The sequence below is a fragment of the Curtobacterium sp. MCLR17_034 genome (assembly GCF_003234485.1).
GTDB lineage: Bacteria > Actinomycetota > Actinomycetes > Actinomycetales > Microbacteriaceae > Curtobacterium > Curtobacterium flaccumfaciens.
In genome coordinates this window covers 307,998-331,025 of sequence record NZ_QKTH01000001.1, presented here as the reverse complement: position 1 = coordinate 331,025, position 23,028 = coordinate 307,998, and the positions used below count along the sequence as shown (strand labels likewise).

The window sequence follows — 23,028 nt, the reverse complement described above, 5'->3', positions numbered from 1 at the left end:
CTGCCGGTGGTGTGCGCCAGCGCAGGTTGCCTGTTGCGCCTATCGCAGCAGCAGGTTCGGCTGCAGCAGGTACCGGTATCCATCGGTCGCTGCGGCCTCTTGCGAAGTCTGGCCGGTGATCAGCACCGGGCCCGGCTTGTTGGGGTTCTCCGTCTTGGTGAAGGAGATGCGGACGAACTCGGAGTGCACCGCGTTCAGTCCGTCCAGGAGGAAGGCGGGCTTCAACGAGACCACCGTTTCCTCGCCGGTCAACAACGCACTGATCGACTCTGACGCCTGCGCTTGTTCGGATCCGATCGCCTCGAGCGTGAGCCCGTCGACCGTGAAGGAGAACCGGAGCGCCGCTTCGCGCTCCAGGACGAGGGAGACCCGTCGGACCGCCTCGACGAGCTCCGCGGTGTTGATCACCGCGTGGTCGTTGACGGTCTCGGGGAAGAGCCGGCGGACCGGCGGGTAGTTGCCTTTGATGAGCAACGACGTCACGGTCTTGTCGTCGGCGTGGAACGCGATGAGCTCGCGGTCGGAGTTGCCGCTGATCGAGACCGACACCGTGGACGCCGAACCGAACGTGCGGCCGACCTCCTGCAGGGTGCGGGCCGGGACCAGTGCGTGCAGGGGGTCCGAGCCGATTCGGCCGGAGTCCCACGCGATGGTGCGGACGGCGACGCGGTAGCGGTCCGTGGCGATGAGGGAGAGGTCGTTGTCGCCGACCTCGAGCTGCACGCCCGTGATGACGGGGGTGACGTCGTCGCGGCTGGCGGCGACGGCGACCTGGGACACCGCTTCGGAGAACGCGTCGCCGGGGATCACACCGGTCTGCGGGCCGATCTCCGGCAGCGTCGGGTACTCCTCGACGGGCATGGACAGCAGCGTGAAGTGCGCCGATCCGCAGGAGACGGAGATCTTGGCGTCCTCGGTGGTGAACGACACGGGGGCGTTCGGGAGTCGGCTCGCGATGTCGTTGAGCAGTCGACCGGAGACCAGGACCGTGCCCGGCTCGTCGATCTGGGCCGAGATGGACGTCTGCGCCGACACCTCGTAGTCGAACGACGAGAGCGTCAGACGATCTCCGTCGGCGTGGATCAGGACGCCCGACAGGATCGGGAGGGTCGTGCGCTGCGGGAGGAGCTTCACTGCGAAGGAGACGGCTTCGGAGAAGACGTCCCGGTTGACCTCGAACTTCACAGCTGGAACCCCTGTCGATCGGCTTGGACTGTCCGGCCGCCCCATTCTGGCACAGGCGGACGGGGGCTGGATTTCTTGTCATCCCGCCGTCCACAAGGTTGTCCCGCAGAGATTGATCGTTAACCAGGAGTAATGGTGTTAACGCCTGTGCACACTGTGGATAACCCTGTGCATCCCGCTCCGCAGTAGGGAACTACACGGTTGTGACTTGTGAGCGGTGTGTGAGCGTTAACGGGATGAATGAATCTCATCTATCCACTTCCATCCCCAGTCTCCACAGGTGACCCCCCACCTGTGTACAACCGGGCGGCGTGTCCTCCACAGTTATCCACAGGCTATCCACACTGTGAGAAGTCCGGCCCATGGAACCGTCTCAGATGGTGGATGGGGCCGGGAACGGGCCGATCTCAGCGGTAACGGCGGTCCTGCTTGATGCGGCTGGTGAGCTCGGTGACCTGGTTGTAGATCGACCGACGCTCCTTCATCAGCTCGGTGATCTTCTTGTTCGCGTACATCACGGTGGTGTGGTCGCGGTTGCCGAACAGCTGCCCGATCTTGGGCAGGGACAGGCTCGTCAGCTCACGGCACAGGTACATCGCGATCTGTCGTGCCGTGGCGATCGCCTGGGAGCGGGACGACCCGTACAGGTCGTCGACGGAGAGCTTGAAGTACTCCGCGGTGTGGTTGATGATGTCCGTCGGCGCGACGACGTTGTCCTCGTCGAGGGTGATCAGGTCCTTGAGGACTGTCTGCACCAGGGCCATGTCCACGGCCGTCCGGTTCAGGCTCGCGAACGCGGTGACCCGGATCAGGGTGCCCTCGAGCTCGCGGATGTTGCTCGACACCTTCGACGCCATGAACTCGAGGATGTCGTCGGGCACCTGCAGGTGGTCGGACTGTGCCTTCTTGCGGAGGATCGCGATGCGCGTCTCGAGCTCGGGCGCCTGCACGTCGGTGATCAGGCCCCACTCGAAGCGCGATCGCATCCGGTCCTCGAACCCGGTCAGGTGCTTCGGCGCGACGTCGGACGTGATGACGACCTGCTTGTTGTGGTCGTGCAGCGTGTTGAACGTGTGGAAGAAGGCCTCCTGCGTGGAGTCCTTCCCCTGCAGGAACTGGATGTCGTCGATCAGCAGGATGTCGATGTCGCGGTACCGCTGCTGGAACTGGTTCGAGCGGTTGTTCGCGATCGAGTTGATGAAGTCGTTGGTGAACTCCTCGCTCGACACGTACCGGACGCGGATCCCCGGGTAGAGGCTCTCGGCGTAGTGCCCGATGGCGTGGAGCAGGTGGGTCTTGCCCAGCCCGGAGTCCCCGTAGATGAAGAGCGGGTTGTAGGCCTTGGCCGGTGCCTCAGCCACGGCGACCGCTGCCGCGTGGGCGAACCGGTTCGACGAGCCGATGACGAAGTTGTCGAAGTTGTACTTCGGGTTGAGTCGCGACTCGGGCCGACCGCTGGTGCCGGGAGAGTCGATCTGGCTCGGGACGAACGGCGCCTCGATGTACTGGCGCGGTGCGGCACTCTGCTCGACGGCTTCCTGCACGGGCTCGGCGTACTCGGGGACGTTCGGGTCAACCCGCGGCTCCGACGCCATGTCCGGGTTGACGGTGATGGCGAAGTTCGCGACCGAGTCGTCACCGATGCGACCGACCGCCTCGGTGATCGGGATCCTGATGCGCTGTTCGAGCATGCCCCGGGTCAGGTCGTTCGGGACCTCGAGGTACAGGGTGCCGGCGAGCACGCCCTTCGGCTCGACCAGGTTCAGGAACCCGTGGAGCTGCGGCGTGATGCGGGGGTCCTCGGCGAGGAGTCCGAGTACGGATGACCAGAGGTCCTCGACGGGGTCGGCCGGCATCGTCATGTCGCGCTCGTCTCCAGGGGTCGTGTCGTGCGTTCGCTGCCGGACGAGGGTGCGTCCTGCGGGGTCGGACATGCCGTGGCGTCCTCGGCGACCGCACTCGGGACCAGGTCGTCGCCGGCGGATCGTCGGTGGCTCCGGGGGCTTCGTCGACGCCTCGTTGCCGCGGAGGTTCCCACAGGGTTGTCCACAGTGTTGTCCACGACCACCTCGAGCCGTCCGACAGGAGTACTTCCCTGTCGTACCGGCCATCGGGGCGATCGATCACACCACTGTAAAGGACCGGACCGAGTCCCACCGAACGGAAGTTGTCCCCAATGTGGAGAATGGGCTCGAGCAGCGGCAGACCCGACGGCGCCGACGCAACCGGTCCGGGCGGGGTTTGACCTGCTCGCCGCTGTCACGTACCGTTAACCAGTTGACTGCGGCCCTTTGGTCGCGCCCATCTGCGTCGTTCGACACCCGGACGGCTACACATACGTGACGGCTCGCCGCGAGCAGCCGTGTGGAGAACATCATGAGCAAGCGCACCTTCCAGCCGAACAACCGCCGCCGCGCCAAGAAGCACGGCTTCCGCCTCCGCATGCGGACGCGTGCCGGCCGCGCCATCCTGTCGGCGCGCCGCGCCAAGGGCCGTACCGAGCTCTCGGCCTGATCAGGCTCATCGCCTGATCCGGTCCTCGGTCTGACCCCGGCGTCGCAGTGTTGGCCAGCGCCAACCGCATCGTGCGCGGGGATGACTACCGGAACGTCGTGCGTCGTGGTCGCAAGAGCGCCACGGCGCACGTCGTCGTGTCCGTGGTCCGTCAGCCGGTCGACCGCAACGGACCGACGCGGTTCGGCTTCATCGTCGCGAAGACGGTGGGGAACGCCGTGACACGGAACCTGATCAGGCGGCGGCTCAAGGCGATCGCGCACGACCTGCTCGACGAGACCCCACAGGGCTTCGACGTGGTGGTCCGTGTACTGCCAGCCGCATCGCAGGCCGGATGGCCTACCCTGCTCGAAGACGTCACGCGCTCCTTCGCGCGCGGGGTGGAGAAGGCAGCATGAACCGCACTCTGTGGACCCGGCTTGCCTGGGTCATCGCGTTGCTCCCACGCAACGCGTGCGTCGTCGTGCTCCGGGCCTACCGTGCGGTGATCTCTCCGCTGTACGGCAACGTCTGCCGCTACCACCCGTCGTGCTCCCGGTACGCCCTCGACGCGATCCAGCAGTACGGCGTCGTCCGCGGATCCGCCATGGGCGCCTGGCGCATCGCCCGTTGCAACCCCTGGGCTGCTGGTGGCATCGACGACGTCAAGGAACGCCGTCACCCGTTCGTCGTCAACCGGTTCGGGTTCGTCCTCGCGCCGATCCCGCAGCAGCCGCACCCCGCGGTCGGAACGGCCCGGCCGGTCCTGCTCCCCCAGCGCACTCGAAAGGCGTAGCCGTCCCCATGGACATCATCGGATTCGTCCTCTGGCCGCTCAAATGGGTGGTCTCGGCCATCCTCGTCGGCTTCCACTGGATCTTCGAGAACATCGGCATGGACCCGAACGAGGGCATCACGTGGGTGCTCTCGATCATCTTCTTGACGTTCGTCGTCCGCGCAGCGCTGATCCCGATCTTCGTCCGGCAGATCAAGTCGCAGCGCCGCATGCTCGAGGTCGCGCCGCAGCTCAAGAAGATCCAGGACAAGTACAAGGGCAAGAAGGACCAGTTCTCGCGTGAGGCCATGAGCCGCGAGACGATGGCGCTCTACAAGGAGACCGGGACCAACCCGCTCAGCTCCTGCCTGCCGCTGCTGCTGCAGATGCCGATCTTCTTCTCGCTGTACTCGGTGCTGCACGAGGCCCAGATCAACAAGACGGGCATCGGCCTGCTGACGAACGACCTCGCGGCGTCGTTCGGCAACGCGGCCCTGTTCGGTGCTCCCCTGCACGAGACGTTCACGAACGCCTCCGGGTGGGAGGTCCGTGCGATCGCGGGCTTCATGATCGTCGTGATGACAGCGTCGCAGTTCATCACGCAGCTGCAGCTCGTCGCCAAGAACATGTCGCCGGAGACCAAGGAGTCTCCGATGTACCGCCAGCAGAAGATGATGCTGTACATCCTCCCGCTGGTCTTCGTGATCTCGGGTCTGAGCTTCCCCCTCGGTGTCATGTTCTACTGGCTGGCCTCGAACCTCTGGACGATGGCGCAGCAGTACTTCGTCATCCGCAGCATGCCGACCCCCGGCTCCGAAGCCGCTCTGGCTCGTGAAGCCCGCCTGGCCAAGAAGGCACAGCGTCGCGGGACCGCCACCCCGGTTCTGGCCGAGGCCGGTGCCGGCGCCGGTGCGACGGAGATCGAGCCCGTGCGCGTCACCACCCAGCGTCAGCAGCCGGTCGGCAAGCAGCGCCAGAAGAAGAACGGGAAGAAGTAAGTGGCCGAGCAGGACACCGCAGGCGCCGTCGAGACGACGGACACCGAGACCGAGGACGCCCGCGACGAGGCGGACATCGCAGCGGACTACATCGAGGAACTCCTCGACATCTGCGACCTCGACGGCGACATCGAGATCGAGGAACGCGCCGGTCGGGTGTACCTGTCCGTCACCGATGACGGCGAGGCACTCCGCGTGCTGTCGAAGCCCGACACCGTGACGGCGCTGCAGGAGCTCACCCGGATCGCCGTGCAGGCCGAGACCGGCGAGTTCAGCCGGCTCATCCTCGACGTCGGTGGCTCGCGGGACGCCCGTGCTGACGAGCTCCAGCGGCTCGTGGACACGGCTGTCGAGCGCATCGAAGCCGGTTCGTCGTCGGCTGCGCTCCCCCCGATGTCGTCGTACGAACGCAAGCTCGTGCACGATCTGGTCGCTGAGAAGGGCTTCCACTCGGAGTCCGAGGGTGAGGGTCGGGACCGCCACACGGTCGTCACCCGATGACGGACGCACCCGTCCCGACCGATGCAGCCCCGGTGCTCGAGGCTGAGCCCGCGGCGGCTGCACCACTCTTCGGTGACCAGATCGAGGTTGCGCGCTCGTTCACCAACGAGCTCGCGCGGCGGGGTGAGGAGCTGGGCCTGATCGGCCCGCTCGAATTGCCCCGCCTCTGGACGCGACACATCCTCAATTCCGCGTTGCTCGCACCCCTCCTGGAGGCCCGGGGTCGCGTTGCCGACGTCGGTTCAGGAGCAGGATTGCCGGGTCTCGTGCTCGCGATCGCACGTCCGGACGTCGAGTTCGTCCTCATCGAGCCGATGGAGCGCCGGACGGATTGGCTTCGCAGTGAGTCTGGTCGGCTCGGCTTGCAGAACGTCACGGTGCTCCGCGGCCGTGCTGAGGACGTAGCGGACGACGTCGTGGTCGACCAGGTCACCGCACGCGCCGTCAGCGCCCTGTCGAAGCTCATCCCCCTCACGGTGCCGCTGGTCCGCTCCGGCGGCCAGCTCATCCTGATGAAGGGTGCGCGGGTCGACGAAGAGATCGAGAAGGCCCGGAAGGTCATCCTTCGGAAGCGCCTCTCTGATGTCGAGGTGCTCGAGCTCGGAGAAGGTGTGGTCGACGAGACCACCCGCGTCTTCCGGGCTACAGTTGACTGACGCTGCGGCTCGGGCCGGGTCATCCGGCCGCCAGTGGCTCCGCGTTCCACGTGAAACATCGAACCGGGGAAGAGGCACTCGTTGAGTTCATCGACCGACTACGACGCGTCGACACCGCTCGCTCGCGAGATCGCCGACCTGAACCGTCGCCGCCGCGCGATCGCCACGCAGCAGTTCCCGCTCCCTTCTGAGACACGGATCATCACCGTCTCGAACCAGAAGGGTGGCGTCGGCAAGACGACGACGACCGTCAACCTGGCAGCGGGCCTCGCCCATGGCGGCGCTCGTGTCCTGGTCATCGACCTGGATCCGCAGGGCAACGCGTCAACCGCGCTTGGCGTGGATCACCAGGCGGAGGTCGCGAGCATCTACGACGTGATCGTCGATGAGGCACCGATGGCCGACACCGTGCAGGCCTCCCCCGAGTCGGACACCCTGTGGTGTGTGCCGGCCACCATTCACCTCGCCGGGGCAGAGATCGAGCTCGTGTCACTGGTGGCACGTGAGCAGCGTCTCCGGACCGCGCTCGACATGTACCTGCAGTCGCTGGACGAGCCGTACCACTACGTCTTCATCGACTGCCCGCCGTCGCTGGGCTTGTTGACGATCAACGCCTTCGTTGCCGCGCAAGAGGTACTGATCCCGATCCAATGCGAGTACTACGCGCTCGAAGGACTGAGCCAGCTGCTGCGGAACATCGAGTTGATCGAGCGACACCTCAATCCGAACCTCCGGGTCTCCACGATCCTGCTGACCATGTACGACGGCCGCACGAACCTGGCGAACCAGGTGGCGAATGACGTCCGGGAGCACTTCGGTGACCAGGTCCTCAAGGCGATGATCCCCCGCTCCGTCCGCGTGAGCGAAGCACCGAGCTACGGCCAGAGCGTCGTCGCGTACGACGTGAACTCCACCGGGTCGCTGTCCTACCTGGAAGCGGCCGCCGAGATCGCAGCACGAGGAGCGAAGCACTGATGGCACCGAAGCGAACCGGACTCGGCCGAGGCATCGGCGCCCTGATCCCGACGGCGACCGATCAGCAGGACCGTCCCGTCGACGTGTTCTTCCCGACCGGTGGATCGCCGGCATCCGCTCCGACGGCAGACGAGCTGGTGGCCGTGCCGGGGGCTCGTCTCGCAAACCTCAATCCGCTGGACGTGATCCCGAACGCGCAACAGCCGCGGAAGGAGTTCCGCGAGGAGGAGCTCCAGGAGCTCGTGCACTCGATCCGCGAGATCGGTGTCCTGCAGCCCATCGTCGTCCGGCCGATCCCTGGCGCAACGGGCACCGAGCCCCAGTACGAGCTCATCATGGGTGAGCGCCGTCTGCGGGCCACAAAGGAACTCGGCCTGAGCACGATCCCGGCGATCGTGAAGGACACCCCCGACGACGCGATGCTGCGCGACGCGCTGCTCGAGAACCTCCACCGGGCGCAGCTCAACCCCTTGGAAGAGGCGTCGGCGTACCAGCAGCTCCTCGCGGACTTCGGGATCACCCAGGAACAGCTCGGACAGCGCATCGGTCGATCGCGCCCGCAGATCACGAACACGATCCGACTCCTGCGGCTCCCCTCCCCCGTGCAGCGGCGAGTGGCCGCAGGCGTGCTCTCTGCCGGACACGCTCGTGCCATCCTCGCCGCTCCGGACGCCGAGGCGATGGAGTACCTGGCCGAGAAGATCGTCAACGAGGACCTGTCCGTCCGTGCTGCTGAGGCGATCGCGCAGCAACTCTCCACGAAGACGCCGCCGGCGAAGCCGAAGACCGAACCGTCGAAGCGTCAGGCGCACTTCAACGATCTCGCTGAGCGGCTCGGCGACCGCCTGAACACGCGGGTGAAGATCGCAGTCGGTGCTCGCAAGAGTTCCGTCACGATCGACTTCGCGAACGGCGACGACCTCAATCGGATCCTCGGTGAGCTCGGGGTGGATGCCCTCGAGGGCTGAACCAGCTTCATGCGGCTCTGTGCGGCGCTGTGACCCCCTGGGACGCCCCGGCTGGGGTTGGGTCACCTGCGACTCCATCCGGCAGCTCTGATTGCAACACAGCGTGCCCAGCGGCTGCTCCAGCAATGAGGGTGGTGGGCCTCAGGTGAGATGGTGGTGACGTGACCACCATCGGCTTGCCCTTCATGCTGGCGGTTCGAGAGACGTTCTTCCGCGCGGTCGACCCTAGGTTTCGGGAGTTCGCTCTCGCGGGATCGCGTTCCGCCGGCCGCTACTCCAGAGCGGACGAGACAACGCTGCACCTCAGTTCTTCAGTTGACGGGGGTGCGTGCCGCGATGATCGCCCACAATGACGCCCGGCCTGCTTCGCTGGACATCGTCGCGATCGACGTCGAGGCGTCCGGCATCGCCGTCAGGCCATTGCCGAGGCCGGGGCGGCACCGCGGTCCTGGATGGTGCGTGACCGCCTCATCGACGTCGGTGCGAACGGTTTGATCGCGCCATCGCGGAAGAGCCCGGGCCTCTGGCACCTGGTGCTGTTCCGGTAGAACATGGCGGAAGCGCCGAGCGTCCGTCTGCTCGATACACCCTGCTTCGGCCAGTGAAGCGACGTTCCACGTGGAACATCGAGGCTCGGCCGCACAGCAGGCGGGACACGATGTGCCGGTGTTCCACGTGGAACATCGGTCGGGACCGATCAGGCGCGGTGGTCCCGGATGGCCTGCTCGGCGAGCTCGGCGTAGGTCCAGCCGAGGTCGAACCCGGACGCGGACAGCGCCTGCGGCAGCAGTGACGTCTCGGTGAGCCCGGGGAGCACGTTCGCCTCGAGGAACCAGGGCGTCCCGGCCCCGTCGATGATCAGGTCGACGCGGGACAGATGCCGGAGTCCCAGAGCTACGTGCGCGGCCACCGCAGCCTCCGAGGCCGCTCCGGCGAACTCGTCGGACAGTCGTGCGGGGGTGTAGAAGGTCGTCTCCCCCGCGTTGTAGCGCGCCTCGAAGCCGTAGATACCGTTGCGCGGCACGATCTCCACGACGGAGAGCGCCACGGGGCCGTCGCCGGTGTCGATGATCCCTACGGCGACCTCGGTCCCCCGGATGAGCTGCTCGACCACGACGTCGTCGCAGTACGTGTACGCCGTCACCATGGCCCGGGGCAGGTCCTTGACGTCGTCGACGAGGGTCACGCCCTGCGCACTCCCGCCGCGCGCCGGCTTCACCGCGAGCGGCACCGGGTGCTCGGTTGCGATGGCCTCGAGGACACCGACGGCACCGAGCTCACGGAAGACGTCGTGGGACAGCGTCACCGAACGAGGGGTACGGACGCCGGCGCGGGCGACCAGCGCTGACGCCGTGGGCTTGTCCCATGCCAACCGAGCCGACGTCGAACGTGAGCCGACGAACGGGATGTCCACAGCCTCCAGGATGCCCCGCAGGGCCCCGTCCTCTCCGGAGGCGCCGTGCAGCGCCGGCCACACGACGTCCGGGCGTGATTCGGTGAGAGCCGGCAGGAGCATCGCGTCGGCGTCGCGCAGGTCCACCTGCCAGCCGTAGCCGGTCAGTGAGTCGGCGACCCGACGACCGGAGCGGAGGGAGACATCGCGTTCGTGCGAGATGCCTCCGGCGACGACGACGACGTGACGACGGGTGAGCTCGGCCATGCGGGGTCCTCCGGTGTGGAACTGCGGTGCTGTGCGATCAGTACCGAGGAAAAGCGCTGATCAGGAGATGTTCGGGGGCGGTGCACTGACGGACGACGTCTCGCGGACCACCGTGTTCGGGCGGGTGGTCGGGCCGAACGTCTCGATCAGTTCGAGCTCGTCGTTGACGACGTTGGCCAGACGCTTGACGCCCACCCGGATCTGCTCCGGGGTCGGGTAGCAGAACGACAGACGGATGTGTCCGCCTCCGCGTCCGTCGGCGTAGAAGGCCGTGCCGGGCGTGTAGGCCACGAGCTCCTTGACCGCGCGCGGCAGCATGCCCTTGGAGTCGAGTGACTCGGGCAGGGTCAGCCACACGAAGAAGCCGCCGTTCGGCTTCGTCCAGGACAGGTCGGGCAGGAACTCCCCCAGTGCGGACAGCATGGCGTCACGACGCTCGGCGTAGATGCCCCGGAAGGTGTCGACCTGACCCTTCCAGTCCGCGGCGTCGAGGTACGCGTTCACGACGTACTGGCCGAAGGAGTTCGGCGCGAGGACAGCTGATTCGTTGGCGAGCACGAGCTTCTCGCGGATGGCGTGCGGTGCGAGTGCCCAGCCGACGCGGAAGCCCGGTGCGAGGGTCTTCGAGAAGGAGCCGAGGTACACCACGCCCTCTTCGTCGATCGATCGGATCGCCTGCGGCGCGGGCTCGTCGAACCAGAGGAGCCCGTACGGGTTGTCCTCGAGCACGAGGATGTTGTTCGACCGGCAGATGTCGAGCACCTCGATGCGGCGCTCGCGGCTCATGGTGACGCCGGCGGGGTTGTGGAAGTTCGGGATCGTGTAGAGGAACTTGATCCGCTTGCCCTGGGTGCGGAGGTTCGCGATCGCCTCGCGCAGCGCCTCGGGGACGAGACCGAGCTCGTCGGTCGTGACGTGCACCGTCTCGGCCTGGTACGACCGGAAGACCCCGATCGCGCCGACGTACGACGGTGACTCGGCGAGCACGACGTCACCCGGGTCGATGAACAGTCGTGTGACGAGGTCGAGGGCGTGCTGCGAGCCCGTGGTGACCACGACGTCCTCGGCGCTGGCACGGATGCCCTCGAGGCTCATGACGTCCACGATGTGCTCACGGAGGGACCGCAGCCCCTGTCCGCCGCCGTACTGGAGCGCCATGGCGGAGTGCTCGTTCATGACACGGTCCAGGGAGCCCGTGACGAGCTCTCTGGGGAGCGCGGAGACGAACGGCATGCCGCCGGCCAACGAGACCACTTCGGGGCGCGAGGCGACGGCGAACAGGGCTCGGACCTCGGAGGCGCTCAGCCCGGCGGTGCGCTGGGCGTAGGAGTCGTACCAGGGGTCGAGGCTGTTGCCGTTCGTCATCGAGTGCTCCGTTCAGTGGGACATTCCCGCCACACTACGACATCGGCCCGGGGAACCAGGGTTCCGCGACGGGGCCGATCGTCATCCGGTGGCTCCGGACGAGAACGGCCCCGCTCTCCGGGGAGAGCGGGGCCGTTCGGGTGGGGCGACCTACGCGAGGAACTCGGCGAGGTCGGCCTCGAGCGCGGGCTTCGGCTTGGCGCCGATGACGGTCTTGACGACCTCGCCGCCCTTGAAGACCTTCATCGCCGGGATCGACGTGATCTGGTAGTTCATGGCCGACTGGGGGTTGTCGTCCACGTTGAGCTTCACGATCTCGATCTTGCCGGCGTGCTCTTCGGCGATCTGGTCGAGGATCGGCGAGACCGCGCGACACGGGCCACACCACTCGGCCCAGAAGTCGACCAGGATCGTCTTGTCGGACTTGAGGACCTCGTCCGAGAAGGTGGCGTCGGTGACAGCCTTGGCGTTGGACATGTGTGCTCCTTCGAGAAGTCGTTCAGGGGGTACAACGGCGATGCCGTCGTGGTATTCCGAGGCGGGTCAGGCCCGGGCGGCGATGACGTCGACCATGGCGGGCTCGGTCGGGGCGACGCCCTCGGCCTCGTCCGTCAGTGCGTCGTCGAGCTCGGCGAGGTACTTCTCGGCGTCGAGCGCGGCGACCGTGCCCGAACCAGCAGCCGTGATGGCCTGACGGTAGGACGGGTCGATGACGTCACCGGCGGCGAAGACACCCGGCAGGTTGGTCTTCGACGAACGGCCCTGGACGGCGATCGTGCCCTCGGGCGCGATGTCGATCTGGCCGTGGATCAGGTGCGTGCGCGGGTCGTTGCCGATCGCGATGAACAGGCCGTCCAGCGCGAGCTCGGACTCCTCGCCCGTCACGGTGTCCTTGAGCGTGACGCCCTCGACCGCGGTGTCACCCGTGATGCCGGTGACCTCCTTGTTCCAGGCGAACTCGATCTTCGGGTCGTTCATCGCACGGTCCTGCATGATCTTCGACGCACGCAGGGAGTCCTTGCGGTGGATGACCGTCACCTTGTCGGCGAAGCGGGTGAGGAACGTCGCCTCTTCCATCGCGGAGTCGCCACCACCGACGACGGCGATGTTCTTCTGTCGGAAGAAGAAGCCGTCGCAGGTCGCGCACCACGAGACACCGTGGCCGGACAGGCGCTCTTCGTCGGGGAGCCCGAGGTGACGGTAGGCCGAGCCGGTGGCGTAGATGACCGCGAGGGCCTCGTACGTCTCGCCGGAGCCGACGGTGACTTTCTTGACCTTGCCGGTGAGGTCGACGGAGACGGCGTCGTCGTACAGGACCTCGGCACCGAACTTCTCGGCCTGTTCCTGCATCTTGATCATGAGGTCGGGGCCCTGGATCCCTTCGGGGAAGCCCGGGAAGTTCTCGACCTCGGTCGTCTTGGTGAGTTCACCGCCCGTCTCGACACTGGAGGCGACGATGAGCGGCTTGAGCTCTGCGCGCGCTGCGTAGATGCCGGCGGTGAACCCGGCCGGGCCGGAACCGATGATGATGAGCTGGCGCATGCCTGATTGCCCTTCCGTTGCGTCTGACCGGGTCAACCCATCGTACCGGCGAGGCATTCCACACGCCCCGTGAGCGTGCGGTGCCCGGCAGGGATCAGCGGCCGAGCTTGCTGCGGAGCATCCGGACGGCGTTGCCGATCTCGCCGTTCTTCGCGACGACGAGGGCTCCGAAGTACACGGCCGCCATCACCGCGCCGGCGAGGACGAGGGTGATGGCCGCTCCGGTGAAGTCGGCCATCGCGAAGCCGCTCGCCGAGAACGACCCGAAGAAGTTCACGACGAGGAGTCCCACGACGCCCGCGATGAGCGCGGCGATGACGAACTGCACGTGCGAACGGGTGACCACGGGTCCTTCGATGCCACCGAGCCGCTTGCGGACGAGCACCAGGGCGACGATCGTCTGCGCGGTGCCCGCGAGGGTGGTGCACGCTGCGATCGCGACGCCGATCGTCTCGTTCGGGAGCGTGCTGACCGCGAGAGCACCGATCACGAACAGCACCGACTGGACGCACTGCATGAGGAACGGCGTCCGGTGGTCGTGCATCGCCCAGAAGACACGCTGGATGATGAACAGCATGCTGAAGAGCACGAGCCCCGGCATGTAGGCCAGCAGGACCGCGCCGATCGACAGCGCCCCGTCGAAGGTGTTGGAGAACATGCGTCCGAACGGCACGGCGACGACCATCAGCGCGATCGAGGCGAAGACGGTGAACAGTCCGACGATCCGCAGCGAGAGCGAAAGGTTCTTCCGCACGGCGTCGAGGTCGCCGCGTTCCGCGTCGTGGCTCATCCGTGTGAAGTACGCCGTCGCGATGGAGACCGTGATGATCGAGTGCGGCAGCATGAAGAGCAGCCAGGCGTTCTGCAGCACCGCGTTGCCCGCGGCACCGGAACCCAGCGATGCGACGCGCGACTGCACGATGCCGGCCAGCTGGGTGACGAGGATCATCGCGAAGAGCCACCCGGCCGCCGTGCCCGTCGACTTCAGGCCGACGCCACGCCAGCGGAAGTCAGGTCGGAAGCTCAGGCCCGCCCGGCGCCAGAAGAACGGCAGGAAGGCGGCCTGAGCGAGCACGCCCAGGGTCGCACTGCCGGCGAGGACGGCGATCTTGAGCGGAGTCCAGTCGTCGACGCCGGAGTTCGCGGCCCTGCCACCGAACATGGCGATGAAGACGACGAGCCCGGCGATCGAGATGACGTTGTTGATGAGCGGCGCCCACGTGAACGGGCCGAACACCTGCTTCGCGTTGAGGACCTCGCCGAGCAGGGAGTACATCGCGTAGAAGAGGATCTGCGGCAGGCACCAGAACGCGAACGCCACTGCGAGGTCGATCTGACCGGGCGTGAACCCCTTGCCCTCGCCTGACGCCGTCTGCGCGTACACCTGCACGAGCAGTGGGGCGATGAGGGTCGCGACGACGGCGATGACGATGAACAGGGATCCGCCGAGCGTCACGATCTTGTTGACGTAGGCCGTGCCACCGTCGGTGTGCTGCTTCATCGCACGCACGATCTGCGGGATGAGCACGGCGGACAACAGGCCACCCGCGATCAGCGCGTAGATGTTGTTCGGGAGCTGGTTGGACACCGCGAACGCGTCCGCCGCCGGTGACTGCGTCTGCCCGATCGCGTACGCCAGCACGAAGGTCTTCGCGAAGCCGAGGATGCGCGACAGCATCGTGCCGGCGGCCAGCATCGCGCTCGCCCGGCCGAGGCTGCGCTCGGCGACCGGCTCGGCGTCGACGTCGGGCTGGGGCTGGCTGGTGCTGATGGTCGGCTCCTCGGGGTCGCGGTCGTCGGCGACGGTGTTGCGTACGGCGTCGGACGGGAGGCCCGGCTCGGCTCCGGCGCGCGCGATGGCGTCCTGCAGGGGGCCCTGGTCCACCGCCGTGGTCGCCGCTGCAGCTGGGGCTGCGGCCACCGCTCCGGTGGCCGTGCCGGCCGTGGACGCGGCCACGCTGGGTGCGGGGGCCGCTCCGGAGCGGTGATCCGTGCCTCCAGACCGGGTGGTGGAGGCCTGCGCGCCCCCGACCGTCGGCTGGACCGCCAGGGGGCGGTTCGGGTCGTCGTCGTCCTCGTCGTCGAGTTCTCCGTTGCGGCGGCGGATGCGCTTGCGGATGCTGCGGAAGATGCCGAAGCCGAAGATGCCGATCAGGGCGATCGCGGCGGCCGCGGTGATGACCGTCTCCCACTGCGCCTGCACGTTCAGCTCGACGGTCGCGGGCTGGGCCACGGCGACGCCGGTCGGGCTCGAGAGCGACATCGTCAACTCGACCTTGCCGTTCGCGACCGACTGCACGGGGACGGTCGCGCGGGTGGAGGAATCGGGCTGGATCTCGACGACGATGTCGTTGCGGACGACCCGCAGCGCCGAGTTGGACGGCTGCACGGACAGGTGCACCGTGACCGGGTAGGCGGAGCTGTTGCGAATCGACACCGGCAGGGACGACCGGTCGCCGAGCAGGGTGAGGCTGCTCGAGTCGACGATGCCGACCTCGGTGGTGCTCTTCGCCCAGGCGGCCGTGCGGGCCTCCACCGCGGCGGCGAGGCCCTGGTCGTCGTCGCGCCACGCGTTCGAGGCAAGCGCGAGCAGACGGAGCCGGGCGGGCGCGGTGAGCTGGTTCGGGTCGCCGAGGATCGTCGCGAACGCGGAGAGCCCCTGTTCCCCCCGCACGAGTCGCTGCAGCTGGTCGATGCGGGCCTCGCCGGTGGACGCGCTGGCGAGCGTGAGCGACCCGGCGACGGCCTTCGAGGCGGTGGAGAGGTCGGCCGGGGCGACCCAGGCGGTGCTCTCGAGGGCGTCCAACGCCTGGCTGAGCCGGGTGGAGTCGGACGGCCACTCACGCCCGAGGGTCAGCAGGATCGGCCCCGTGGCAGTGGCGGCACGGGCCGAAGTGGCCAGCGTCGCGGTGAGCTCGGACATCGTCGACGACCAGGTCTGCCGGTCGGTGGCGGCGGCGGCCCGGCGGAGCATCGACGACATCGACTGGTCGGAGACGAGCACGTGGTCGTCGCCGATCTTCTCGGACGCGGTGATGGTGGTGTCCGCGCCGGCCGAGGTGTTGCCGCTCGAGACGATGGTGGTCTTCGTGCCGGCACGCTCGAGGGCGGGCAGGTCGGAGGAGGACACCGTGCCCTCGGTCGGCCAGGCGATCGAGTCCATCGAGTACGGGAAGTCGAGCAGGGACTCCGTGGTCGGCAGCGTCTTCTGCGCTTGGTCGGCACCGTCGTCGGTCGTGGTGCCGTCGCTCGAGGCCTCGGTGGGGGCCGGCGACGAGGTCTGCCCCGGAGTGGCCGTCGGAGTCGGTGCCGGGGTCTCGGCGCCGGGGAAGTTCTCGGACTTGACGGACTGGTCGAGGGAGATCGGCGACAGGATGCCGTCGGACCCGGCCTGGCGCAGGCCGGAGACGTCGGCGTCGGCGTAGGGCAGCGCGAAGGTCTCGTTGCGCAGTGCTTCGAGACGCTGCAGCCAGGTGATCGCACTCGACGGGGCGTTGTCGCCGAGGATCCGGATCGAGGCGATGATCCGCGGGTCCACCGCCACGGCGACGTTGTGGTCCTCGGCGGCGTCGAGCTGCTGCGTGAGCGTGCCGTCGACCGAGGTCGCGGCGGCCAGCACGGGGGCGGTGAGGATGCCGTCGGTCGACTTCGGCACGGTGATCGGCATCGCGACCGAGACGCTGACCGGGGCCTGTTCGAAGTCCGGGTACCAGGTGATGGCGGAGCGGTCGACGGCGAATGCGTCGCCCGCCGTGTACTCGGCCGCGATGCGGCGGGCGCCGAACGAGGAGTACCCGCCGAGCGCCACGTTGCCGGAGACGATCTCGACCGAGTCGATGGTGATCGAACGGTGCGCCGGGATCGCCGGGATGTCCACGGAGTCCATCGGGGCACCGAGGTAACCGGTTGTGGTGGTGTCGCTGAGCCAGCTCGCCAGGACGTCGCGCGTGCTCACCGAGCGGAAGATGTCGAACTCCGCGGTGCCGGCCGGCAGCGCCGCGTCGGTGTCGTTCGTGACGGTGACCGACAGGGTGAGGTCCTGGTCGCGCTGGACGACGCCACGGTTCGCGGGGGCGATCGAGATGGTCGCCTTGCCCGCGTCTGCGGCGGCCGGATCGGCGACGTGGCTCTTGGCTGCGGACACCGTGGCGGCCGAGGCGTGATCGGTGGCGACGGGCGCGACGACCAGGCCGAGCGCGACGAGGGTCGACGCGGCTGCGGCGAGCGTGGTGCGGAGCATCTGCATACGGGGAGCGGGCCACGGGGTCGGTTCGGGCCGAGCACGAGTGTATGAGGCGTGACCATGAACAGGTCCCGTGCGCGCGCGGCTTGTGGAGAACTCGGGGCCTCGATCTGGGAGGATGAGCACCGTCATGCAGTCCGTTGCCCAGGCCGTCGAACGACTCGACGCACTCGCCACCACCGAGCCCGTCGACCTCCTCGCTCGGGCCTTCGCCGACGCCGGGCACGAACTCGCCCTCGTCGGCGGCCCCGTCCGTGACGCGTTCCTCGGCCGTCCGGTGACCGATCTGGACTTCACCACCGACGCCCGGCCTGACGAGATCCTGCGGATCGTCGAACCCATCGCGAGTGCCACCTGGGACGTCGGTCGCCAGTTCGGCACCATCGCCGCACGGGTCGCCGGCGAGCAGGTCGAGATCACCACGTACCGCAGCGACGTCTACGACGGCGAGACCCGCAAGCCCGAGGTCGCGTTCGGCGACACCATCGAGGACGACCTGCTCCGTCGCGACTTCACCGTCAACGCGATGGCCCTGCGGCTGCCGGACCGCGAGCTCGTCGACGTGCACGGCGGCGTCGAGGACCTGCTCGCCGCACGGCTCCGGACGCCCCAGACCGCGGTCGTCTCGTTCCGCGACGACCCCCTGCGGATGATGCGCGCCGCACGGTTCACGTCCCAACTGGGCTTCACCGTCGACGACGACGTGCGGGCCGCGATGCAGGAACTCGTCGCATCGATCGACATCGTGTCCGCCGAGCGGGTCCGCGACGAGCTCGTCAAGCTGCTCAACACGGACGACCCGGTCCCCGGCCTCCGGCTGCTCGTCGAGACCGGCCTCGCCGAGCGGTTCCTGCCCGAGCTGCCCGAGATGCGGCTCGAGGTCGACGAGCACCACCACCACAAGGACGTCTACGAGCACTCGCTCACCGTGCTCGAGCAGGCCATCGGGTACGAGGCCGAGCGGCACGCCGGCGATCCCCCGGACACCGTGCTCCGGCTCGCGGCGCTGCTGCACGACATCGGCAAGCCCGCGACGCGCAAGCTCGAGCCCGGCGGCGCCGTGAGCTTCCACCACCACGACCTGGTCGGTTCGAAGATGGCGAAGAAGCGACTCCGCGCGCTCCGCTTCGACAACGACACCATCGCCGCGGTGTCCCGCCTGATCGAGCTGCACCTGCGCTTCTTCGGGTACACCGAGGGTGCGTGGACCGACTCCGCCGTCCGCCGGTACGTCCGTGACGCCGGACCCCAGCTCGAACGGCTGCACGAGCTCACCCGGTCGGACGTCACCACCCGCAACCGCCGCAAGGCCGACCGGCTGGCGTTCGCCTACGACGACCTCGAGGACCGCATCAAGGTGCTGTCCAAGCAAGAGGAGCTCGAGTCGATCCGCCCGGACCTGACCGGCGACGACATCATGCGGATCCTCGACATCCCGCCGGGGCGTGCCGTGGGCGAGGCCTACCGGTTCCTGCTCGAGGCCCGGATGGACGAAGGGCCCCTCGGACCGGAGACGGCCGAGGAGCGCCTGCGCGAGTGGTGGAGCACCCGAGGCGACACCGGCGCCTGAGGCGACACCAGCACCTGAGGCGACGCGGCGCCTGAGACGCGACCGCCTGACGGGCGGGACCGCTCTCCACAGGCCGGTGGCGCGCCTCCAGGCAGTCCGGTAGGCTACCCAGGTTGCCCCTCGCGCACCTGCGTGGTCTGGGGCACATGCATCAACCCTCCTGCCCCGGGAACCGCCCGGGGCCGCTGAGACCAGAGGAGGTGGGTTCCGCATGCACCAGTACGAACTGATGGCGATCCTCGACCCCGAGATCGATGAGCGCACCGTCGCTCCCAGCCTGGACAAGTTCCTGGCCGTGATCCGCAACGCGGGTGGCACCGTCGACAACGTGGACGTCTGGGGCCGTCGCCGGCTCGCTTACGAGATCGCGAAGAAGTCCGAGGGCATCTACGCCGTCGTCGACTTCACGTCGTCGCCCGAGGCCGCCAAGGAGCTCGACCGTCAGCTCGGTCTCTCCGAGGCCGTGCTCCGCACGAAGGTCCTCCGCGCTGAAGAGGGCATCGCGCAGGTCGCCGCCCAGAAGCAGCGTGACGAGGCTCGCGCGGCCCGCAAGGCCGCCAACGCCTCCGCAACCGCGACCGCGAGCGCCGAGTAACCCGTGGCCGGCGAAACCGTCATCACGGTGGTGGGCAACCTCACCGCGGACCCCGAGCTGCGCTACACGCAGAACGGGCTCGCCGTGGCGAACTTCACCATCGCGTCGACCCCTCGCACGTTCGACCGTCAGGCGAACGAGTGGAAGGACGGCGATGCGCTGTTCCTCCGCGCGAGTGTGTGGCGCGAGTTCGCCGAGCACGTGGCGGGGTCGCTGACGAAGGGCTCGCGCGTCATCGCGCAGGGTCGTCTGCGTCAGCGTTCCTACCAGGACCGTGAGGGCCAGCAGCGCACGAGCATCGAGCTCGAGGTCGACGAGATCGGCCCGTCGCTCCGCTACGCGACCGCACAGATCACCCGCGCAGCGGGTGGCAGTGGCGGCGGTCGTGGCCAGGTCGGCGGCGGCGCCAGCGCCCCCGCAGGCAACGGCGGCGGCAACTGGAACAACAACGGTGGCGGTCAGTCGGACGCGCCCTGGTCTCCCCAGGGCGGCCAGCAGGGTGGCGGCAACGCACAGTCGAACGACGTGTGGAGCACCCCCGGCGGCAACTTCGACGACGAGACCCCGTTCTGATCGGAGCACGCAGCGCCGCCTGACAGCGGCAACTGCGAGTTCCGGACTGACCCTCCCGGTTCCGACGGACACACAACTTTTCTTCTAAGGACAAATCACTATGGCTGGAAAGAGCACCGGCGACCGCCGGAAGCCTCGCGGCAAGGGCGGCAAGAACGCTGCTCCCGCGAAGTCGATCAAGGTCGGCGTCATCGACTACAAGGACGTTGCGACCCTTCGCAAGTTCATCTCGGAGCGTGGAAAGATCCGCGCCCGTCGCATCACCGGCGTCTCCGTCCAGGAGCAGCGCCTCATCGCCCGTGCCGTGAAGAACGCCCGTGAGATGGCGCTCCTCCCCTACGCCGGCTCCGGCCGCTGATCGGAGGTCGACACATGTCGAAGCTCATCCTCACCCACGAGGTCTCCGGCCTCGGTTCCGCTGGTGACGTCGTCGACGTCAAGAACGGCTACGCCCGCAACTACCTCATCCCCCAGGGCTTCGCTGTCGCGTGGTCCAAGGGCGGCGAGAAGCAGGTCGAGTCGATCCGTGCCGCGCGTACCGCGCGCGAGCTCGCCACCATCGAAGAGGCACAGGACCTCAAGATGAAGCTCGAGAACGCGACCATCACCCTGTCGGTCAAGGCCGGCAAGGACGGTCGTCTGTTCGGCTCCGTCCGTCCGGGCGACGTCGCTGACGCCGTCCAGGCGCAGGGCGTCGGCTCGCTCGACAAGCGCAAGGTCGAGGTCCCCGCGACCATCAAGACCGTCGGTGACCACGAGGCCACCGTGCGCCTGCGCGAGGACATCACTGCCGTGATCTCGCTCAAGGTCGTCGCTGCCAAGTAGCACTGACGTTCCGCTCCACGACGGGCGGGTCTCCTCCGGGAGGCCTGCCCGTCGTTGCGTTCCGGGGGCGGTCGCGCGGCTTGTCCCACGACTGTCGCCGACATGGTCACGGGCCTGGAGGCGCGGCTCGACTCGGGCTGGCTGGTTACGGTTCAGACGGGGTCGCGCTGGCTGGGAACAGGCCGAGAACTCTTCCCACAGGAGGGGTCCTTGTCAAGTCGTTTTACACAGTGGAAACGTGTCAAATCGGAACCTTCAAGGGGTGCTTGAACCCCACTTTTCCACACACCGTGTGTAACAGAAAAGCCCAGGTCAGGTGGTCGAAAGTGTGTTCGTACGGGTCTTTTTCCACAGGCCCGTCCACAGTTCTCCACACAGCACTCCGGCGTGTTCCGCAGGCTCTCCACAGAGTTATCCACAGGGCCGTTTGTTGGGGATAACTCTGGGGCCGTACGTTGGCCCAGCGACTCGGGGATGTCGGTTGCCGGGGGTAGAAACAGGGGTGCGGGTTCCCGCCGGTGGGTGCTGTCCCGCCGGTCCAGGTCCGTGTCGTCAACAGAGGAGAGCGTGTGTCGATCGCACATCTTGAGCCCGCACCGCAGGACTACGCGGAGCGCGGCATGGAACGCACCCCGCCGCACGACATGCTCGCGGAGCAGTCGACCATCGGTGGCATGCTCCTGTCGAAGGACGCCGTCGCCGACGTCATCGAGACCGCCCGAGGCGTGGACTTCTACGTCCCCAAGCACGAGGTCATCTTCGACGCCATCCTGTCGCTCTACTCGCACGGTGAGCCCACCGACGTCATCGCCGTCACCGACGAGTTGACCAAGACCGGACTGCTGTCCCGCGCCGGCGGCGCCGAGTACCTGCACAGCGTCACGAGCATGGTGCCGACCGCCGCGAACGCCGGCTACTACGCCGGCATCGTCGCCGAGAAGGCGGTGCTCCGCCGCCTGGTGGACGCCGGCACCCGCATCGTCCAGATGGGCTACGCGTCCGAGGGTGAGGTCACCGACCTCGTCAACAGTGCGCAGGCCGAGGTCTACAACGTCGCCGGTGGTGTGCAGACCGAGGACTACGTCCCGCTGACCGACGCCATCTCCGCCGCGCTCGACGAGATCGAGGCCGCCAAGGGCCGCGACGGCCAGATGACGGGCGTGCCGACCGGGTTCGCGCAGCTCGACGGCCTGACGAACGGCTTCCACCCCGGACAGCTCATCATCGTCGCCGCCCGACCGGCCCTCGGTAAGTCGACGCTGGCGCTCGACCTGTGCCGCGCCGCCGCGATCAAGCACGACCAGACCGCCGCGTTCTTCTCGCTCGAGATGGGTCGCGCCGAGATCGCCATGCGTCTGCTCTCCGCCGAGACCAGCGTGCCGCTGCAGAACATGCGCAAGGGCACCGTGGACTCCCGCGACTGGACCACCATCGCGCAGACCCGCGGTCGCATCAACGACGCCCCGTTCTTCATCGATGACTCCCCCAACATGACGCTCGTCGAGATCCGCGCCAAGTGCCGTCGACTCAAGCAGCAGCACAACCTGAAGCTCGTGGTCATCGACTACCTGCAGCTGATGACCTCGGGCAAGAAGGTCGAGAGCCGCCAGCAAGAGGTCTCCGAGTTCTCGCGTGCCCTGAAGCTGATGGCCAAGGAGCTCCAGGTTCCGGTCATCGCCCTGTCGCAGCTGAACCGTGGTCCGGAGCAGCGTGCCGACAAGAAGCCGGCGATCTCCGACCTCCGTGAGTCCGGCTCCATCGAGCAGGACGCTGACATGGTCATCCTGCTGCACCGTGAGTCGGCGTACGAGAAGGACAACCCGCGTCAGGGTGAGGCGGACCTGATCGTGGCGAAGCACCGTAACGGACCGACGGACACCATCACCGTGGCGTTCCACGGGATGTTCTCGCGGTTCGTCGACATGCCGCAGTAGGCGCGTTGTCGCCGCGCACGCAACTTGTCTCCTTCGCGTTTGACTTGTCGCCCCTATCACGAGCTGAGACCCGTCGGTCCGCCACTCAACGCGACCGTCGGTCAACTCGTGCAGCGACTCCGCATCGCTGACTGCCCATGTGAGACCGATGCCGCTGGGGGTGGGTACCT

General features: G+C 67.7%; 21 protein-coding genes. 14 read left to right on the top strand and 7 right to left on the bottom strand.

Features of this window, described 5'->3' with window-relative positions; genetic code table 11:
• Positions 1-39 precede the first annotated feature (39 nt).
• Positions 40-1,185, bottom strand: coding sequence for a DNA polymerase III subunit beta (gene dnaN, locus DEI98_RS01675; protein WP_111099689.1), 1,146 nt, complete (start codon positions 1,183-1,185; stop codon positions 40-42).
• Positions 1,186-1,592: 407 nt separating this feature from the next.
• Positions 1,593-3,047: a chromosomal replication initiator protein DnaA gene (gene dnaA / locus DEI98_RS01670; protein WP_071404155.1), complete on the bottom strand. Its 1,455-nt coding sequence runs from the start codon at positions 3,045-3,047 to the stop codon at positions 1,593-1,595.
• 514 nt (positions 3,048-3,561) lie between these two features.
• On the opposite strand from dnaA, the gene rpmH reads away from it, so the two are divergent.
• The 8 genes from rpmH (at position 3,562) to DEI98_RS01630 (ending at position 8,551) form a co-directional block, all read left to right on the top strand.
• Positions 3,562-3,699, top strand: a complete 138-nt coding sequence (gene rpmH / locus DEI98_RS01665; RefSeq protein WP_022889115.1) for a 50S ribosomal protein L34 — start codon at positions 3,562-3,564, stop codon at positions 3,697-3,699.
• Positions 3,700-3,746: 47 nt separating this feature from the next.
• A complete protein-coding gene (gene rnpA / locus DEI98_RS01660; protein WP_110863685.1) occupies positions 3,747-4,097 on the top strand; it encodes a ribonuclease P protein component in 351 nt (116 codons plus the stop codon).
• Positions 4,094-4,474 carry a membrane protein insertion efficiency factor YidD gene (yidD, locus tag DEI98_RS01655; protein ID WP_017887819.1) on the top strand — a complete coding sequence of 127 codons (381 nt, stop codon included), beginning with the start codon at positions 4,094-4,096 and terminating at the stop codon, positions 4,472-4,474. The genes rnpA and yidD overlap by 4 nt, the downstream gene beginning before the upstream one ends.
• A gap of 8 nt (positions 4,475-4,482) precedes the next feature.
• Positions 4,483-5,451: a membrane protein insertase YidC gene (yidC, locus tag DEI98_RS01650; RefSeq protein WP_111094121.1), complete on the top strand. Its 969-nt coding sequence runs from the start codon at positions 4,483-4,485 to the stop codon at positions 5,449-5,451.
• A complete protein-coding gene (locus tag DEI98_RS01645) occupies positions 5,452-5,952 on the top strand; it encodes a R3H domain-containing nucleic acid-binding protein (RefSeq protein ID WP_111099688.1) in 501 nt (166 codons plus the stop codon). It begins immediately after the preceding gene.
• Positions 5,949-6,608 (top strand): 16S rRNA (guanine(527)-N(7))-methyltransferase RsmG, encoded by a 660-nt coding sequence (gene rsmG / locus DEI98_RS01640; RefSeq protein WP_111099687.1) that lies wholly within the window; start codon positions 5,949-5,951, stop codon positions 6,606-6,608. The genes DEI98_RS01645 and rsmG overlap by 4 nt, the downstream gene beginning before the upstream one ends.
• 81 nt (positions 6,609-6,689) lie before the next feature.
• Complete coding sequence (locus DEI98_RS01635; protein WP_269149421.1) at positions 6,690-7,583, top strand: ParA family protein; 894 nt, start codon at positions 6,690-6,692, stop codon at positions 7,581-7,583.
• Complete coding sequence (locus DEI98_RS01630) at positions 7,583-8,551, top strand: ParB/RepB/Spo0J family partition protein (RefSeq protein WP_111099686.1); 969 nt, start codon at positions 7,583-7,585, stop codon at positions 8,549-8,551. Before DEI98_RS01635 ends, DEI98_RS01630 begins: the two co-directional genes overlap by 1 nt.
• Positions 8,552-9,248: 697 nt before the next feature.
• Here the strand turns inward: DEI98_RS01630 and DEI98_RS01620 are convergent.
• The 5 genes from DEI98_RS01620 to DEI98_RS18815 all read right to left on the bottom strand — a co-directional run bounded on the left by DEI98_RS01620 (position 9,249) and on the right by DEI98_RS18815 (position 17,364).
• The gene (locus tag DEI98_RS01620; RefSeq protein ID WP_111099685.1) at positions 9,249-10,211 is read right to left on the bottom strand and encodes a D-alanine--D-alanine ligase; all 963 of its coding nucleotides are present in this window, start codon (positions 10,209-10,211) and stop codon (positions 9,249-9,251) included.
• A gap of 60 nt (positions 10,212-10,271) precedes the next feature.
• Entirely contained in the window at positions 10,272-11,576 is a 1,305-nt protein-coding gene (locus DEI98_RS01615; RefSeq protein WP_071404124.1) for a PLP-dependent aminotransferase family protein, read from the bottom strand.
• 150 nt (positions 11,577-11,726) lie between these two features.
• Positions 11,727-12,053 (bottom strand): thioredoxin, encoded by a 327-nt coding sequence (gene trxA / locus DEI98_RS01610; RefSeq protein WP_017887828.1) that lies wholly within the window; start codon positions 12,051-12,053, stop codon positions 11,727-11,729.
• A gap of 66 nt (positions 12,054-12,119) precedes the next feature.
• The gene (gene trxB / locus DEI98_RS01605) at positions 12,120-13,118 is read right to left on the bottom strand and encodes a thioredoxin-disulfide reductase (RefSeq protein ID WP_110863691.1); all 999 of its coding nucleotides are present in this window, start codon (positions 13,116-13,118) and stop codon (positions 12,120-12,122) included.
• A gap of 94 nt (positions 13,119-13,212) precedes the next feature.
• Positions 13,213-17,364 (bottom strand): DUF6049 family protein, encoded by a 4,152-nt coding sequence (locus tag DEI98_RS18815; protein ID WP_220037046.1) that lies wholly within the window; start codon positions 17,362-17,364, stop codon positions 13,213-13,215.
• 127 nt (positions 17,365-17,491) lie between these two features.
• On the opposite strand from DEI98_RS18815, the gene DEI98_RS01595 reads away from it, so the two are divergent.
• The 6 genes from DEI98_RS01595 to dnaB all read left to right on the top strand — a co-directional run bounded on the left by DEI98_RS01595 (position 17,492) and on the right by dnaB (position 22,858).
• Positions 17,492-18,931, top strand: coding sequence for a CCA tRNA nucleotidyltransferase (locus DEI98_RS01595; RefSeq protein ID WP_111094187.1), 1,440 nt, complete (start codon positions 17,492-17,494; stop codon positions 18,929-18,931).
• A gap of 211 nt (positions 18,932-19,142) precedes the next feature.
• Complete coding sequence (gene rpsF / locus DEI98_RS01590) at positions 19,143-19,526, top strand: 30S ribosomal protein S6 (protein WP_027466903.1); 384 nt, start codon at positions 19,143-19,145, stop codon at positions 19,524-19,526.
• 3 nt (positions 19,527-19,529) lie between these two features.
• Positions 19,530-20,099, top strand: coding sequence for a single-stranded DNA-binding protein (locus DEI98_RS01585; RefSeq protein WP_027466902.1), 570 nt, complete (start codon positions 19,530-19,532; stop codon positions 20,097-20,099).
• Between the two features lie 100 nt (positions 20,100-20,199).
• Positions 20,200-20,457 carry a 30S ribosomal protein S18 gene (rpsR, locus tag DEI98_RS01580; protein ID WP_017887834.1) on the top strand — a complete coding sequence of 86 codons (258 nt, stop codon included), beginning with the start codon at positions 20,200-20,202 and terminating at the stop codon, positions 20,455-20,457.
• 14 nt (positions 20,458-20,471) lie between these two features.
• A complete protein-coding gene (gene rplI / locus DEI98_RS01575) occupies positions 20,472-20,924 on the top strand; it encodes a 50S ribosomal protein L9 (protein WP_027466901.1) in 453 nt (150 codons plus the stop codon).
• A 569-nt stretch (positions 20,925-21,493) separates the two neighbouring features.
• On the top strand, positions 21,494-22,858 hold the full coding sequence (dnaB, locus tag DEI98_RS01570) for a replicative DNA helicase (protein ID WP_031260130.1): 1,365 nt from the start codon (positions 21,494-21,496) through the stop codon (positions 22,856-22,858).
• The last annotated feature ends 170 nt before the right edge of the window (positions 22,859-23,028 follow it).

Coding starts and splice junctions, on each gene's coding strand:
- DEI98_RS01615 (WP_071404124.1), bottom strand. CDS start 11,576: ATGACGAACGGCAACAGCCTCGACCCCTGGTACGACTCCTACGCCCAG.
- DEI98_RS01595 (WP_111094187.1), top strand. CDS start 17,492: ATGCAGTCCGTTGCCCAGGCCGTCGAACGACTCGACGCACTCGCCACC.
- rpsF (WP_027466903.1), top strand. CDS start 19,143: ATGCACCAGTACGAACTGATGGCGATCCTCGACCCCGAGATCGATGAG.
- DEI98_RS18815 (WP_220037046.1), bottom strand. CDS start 17,364: ATGCAGATGCTCCGCACCACGCTCGCCGCAGCCGCGTCGACCCTCGTC.
- rpmH (WP_022889115.1), top strand. CDS start 3,562: ATGAGCAAGCGCACCTTCCAGCCGAACAACCGCCGCCGCGCCAAGAAG.
- trxA (WP_017887828.1), bottom strand. CDS start 12,053: ATGTCCAACGCCAAGGCTGTCACCGACGCCACCTTCTCGGACGAGGTC.
- rpsR (WP_017887834.1), top strand. CDS start 20,200: ATGGCTGGAAAGAGCACCGGCGACCGCCGGAAGCCTCGCGGCAAGGGC.
- DEI98_RS01620 (WP_111099685.1), bottom strand. CDS start 10,211: ATGGCCGAGCTCACCCGTCGTCACGTCGTCGTCGTCGCCGGAGGCATC.
- rsmG (WP_111099687.1), top strand. CDS start 5,949: ATGACGGACGCACCCGTCCCGACCGATGCAGCCCCGGTGCTCGAGGCT.
- rplI (WP_027466901.1), top strand. CDS start 20,472: ATGTCGAAGCTCATCCTCACCCACGAGGTCTCCGGCCTCGGTTCCGCT.
- dnaA (WP_071404155.1), bottom strand. CDS start 3,047: ATGACGATGCCGGCCGACCCCGTCGAGGACCTCTGGTCATCCGTACTC.
- yidC (WP_111094121.1), top strand. CDS start 4,483: ATGGACATCATCGGATTCGTCCTCTGGCCGCTCAAATGGGTGGTCTCG.
- trxB (WP_110863691.1), bottom strand. CDS start 13,118: ATGCGCCAGCTCATCATCATCGGTTCCGGCCCGGCCGGGTTCACCGCC.
- DEI98_RS01630 (WP_111099686.1), top strand. CDS start 7,583: ATGGCACCGAAGCGAACCGGACTCGGCCGAGGCATCGGCGCCCTGATC.
- yidD (WP_017887819.1), top strand. CDS start 4,094: ATGAACCGCACTCTGTGGACCCGGCTTGCCTGGGTCATCGCGTTGCTC.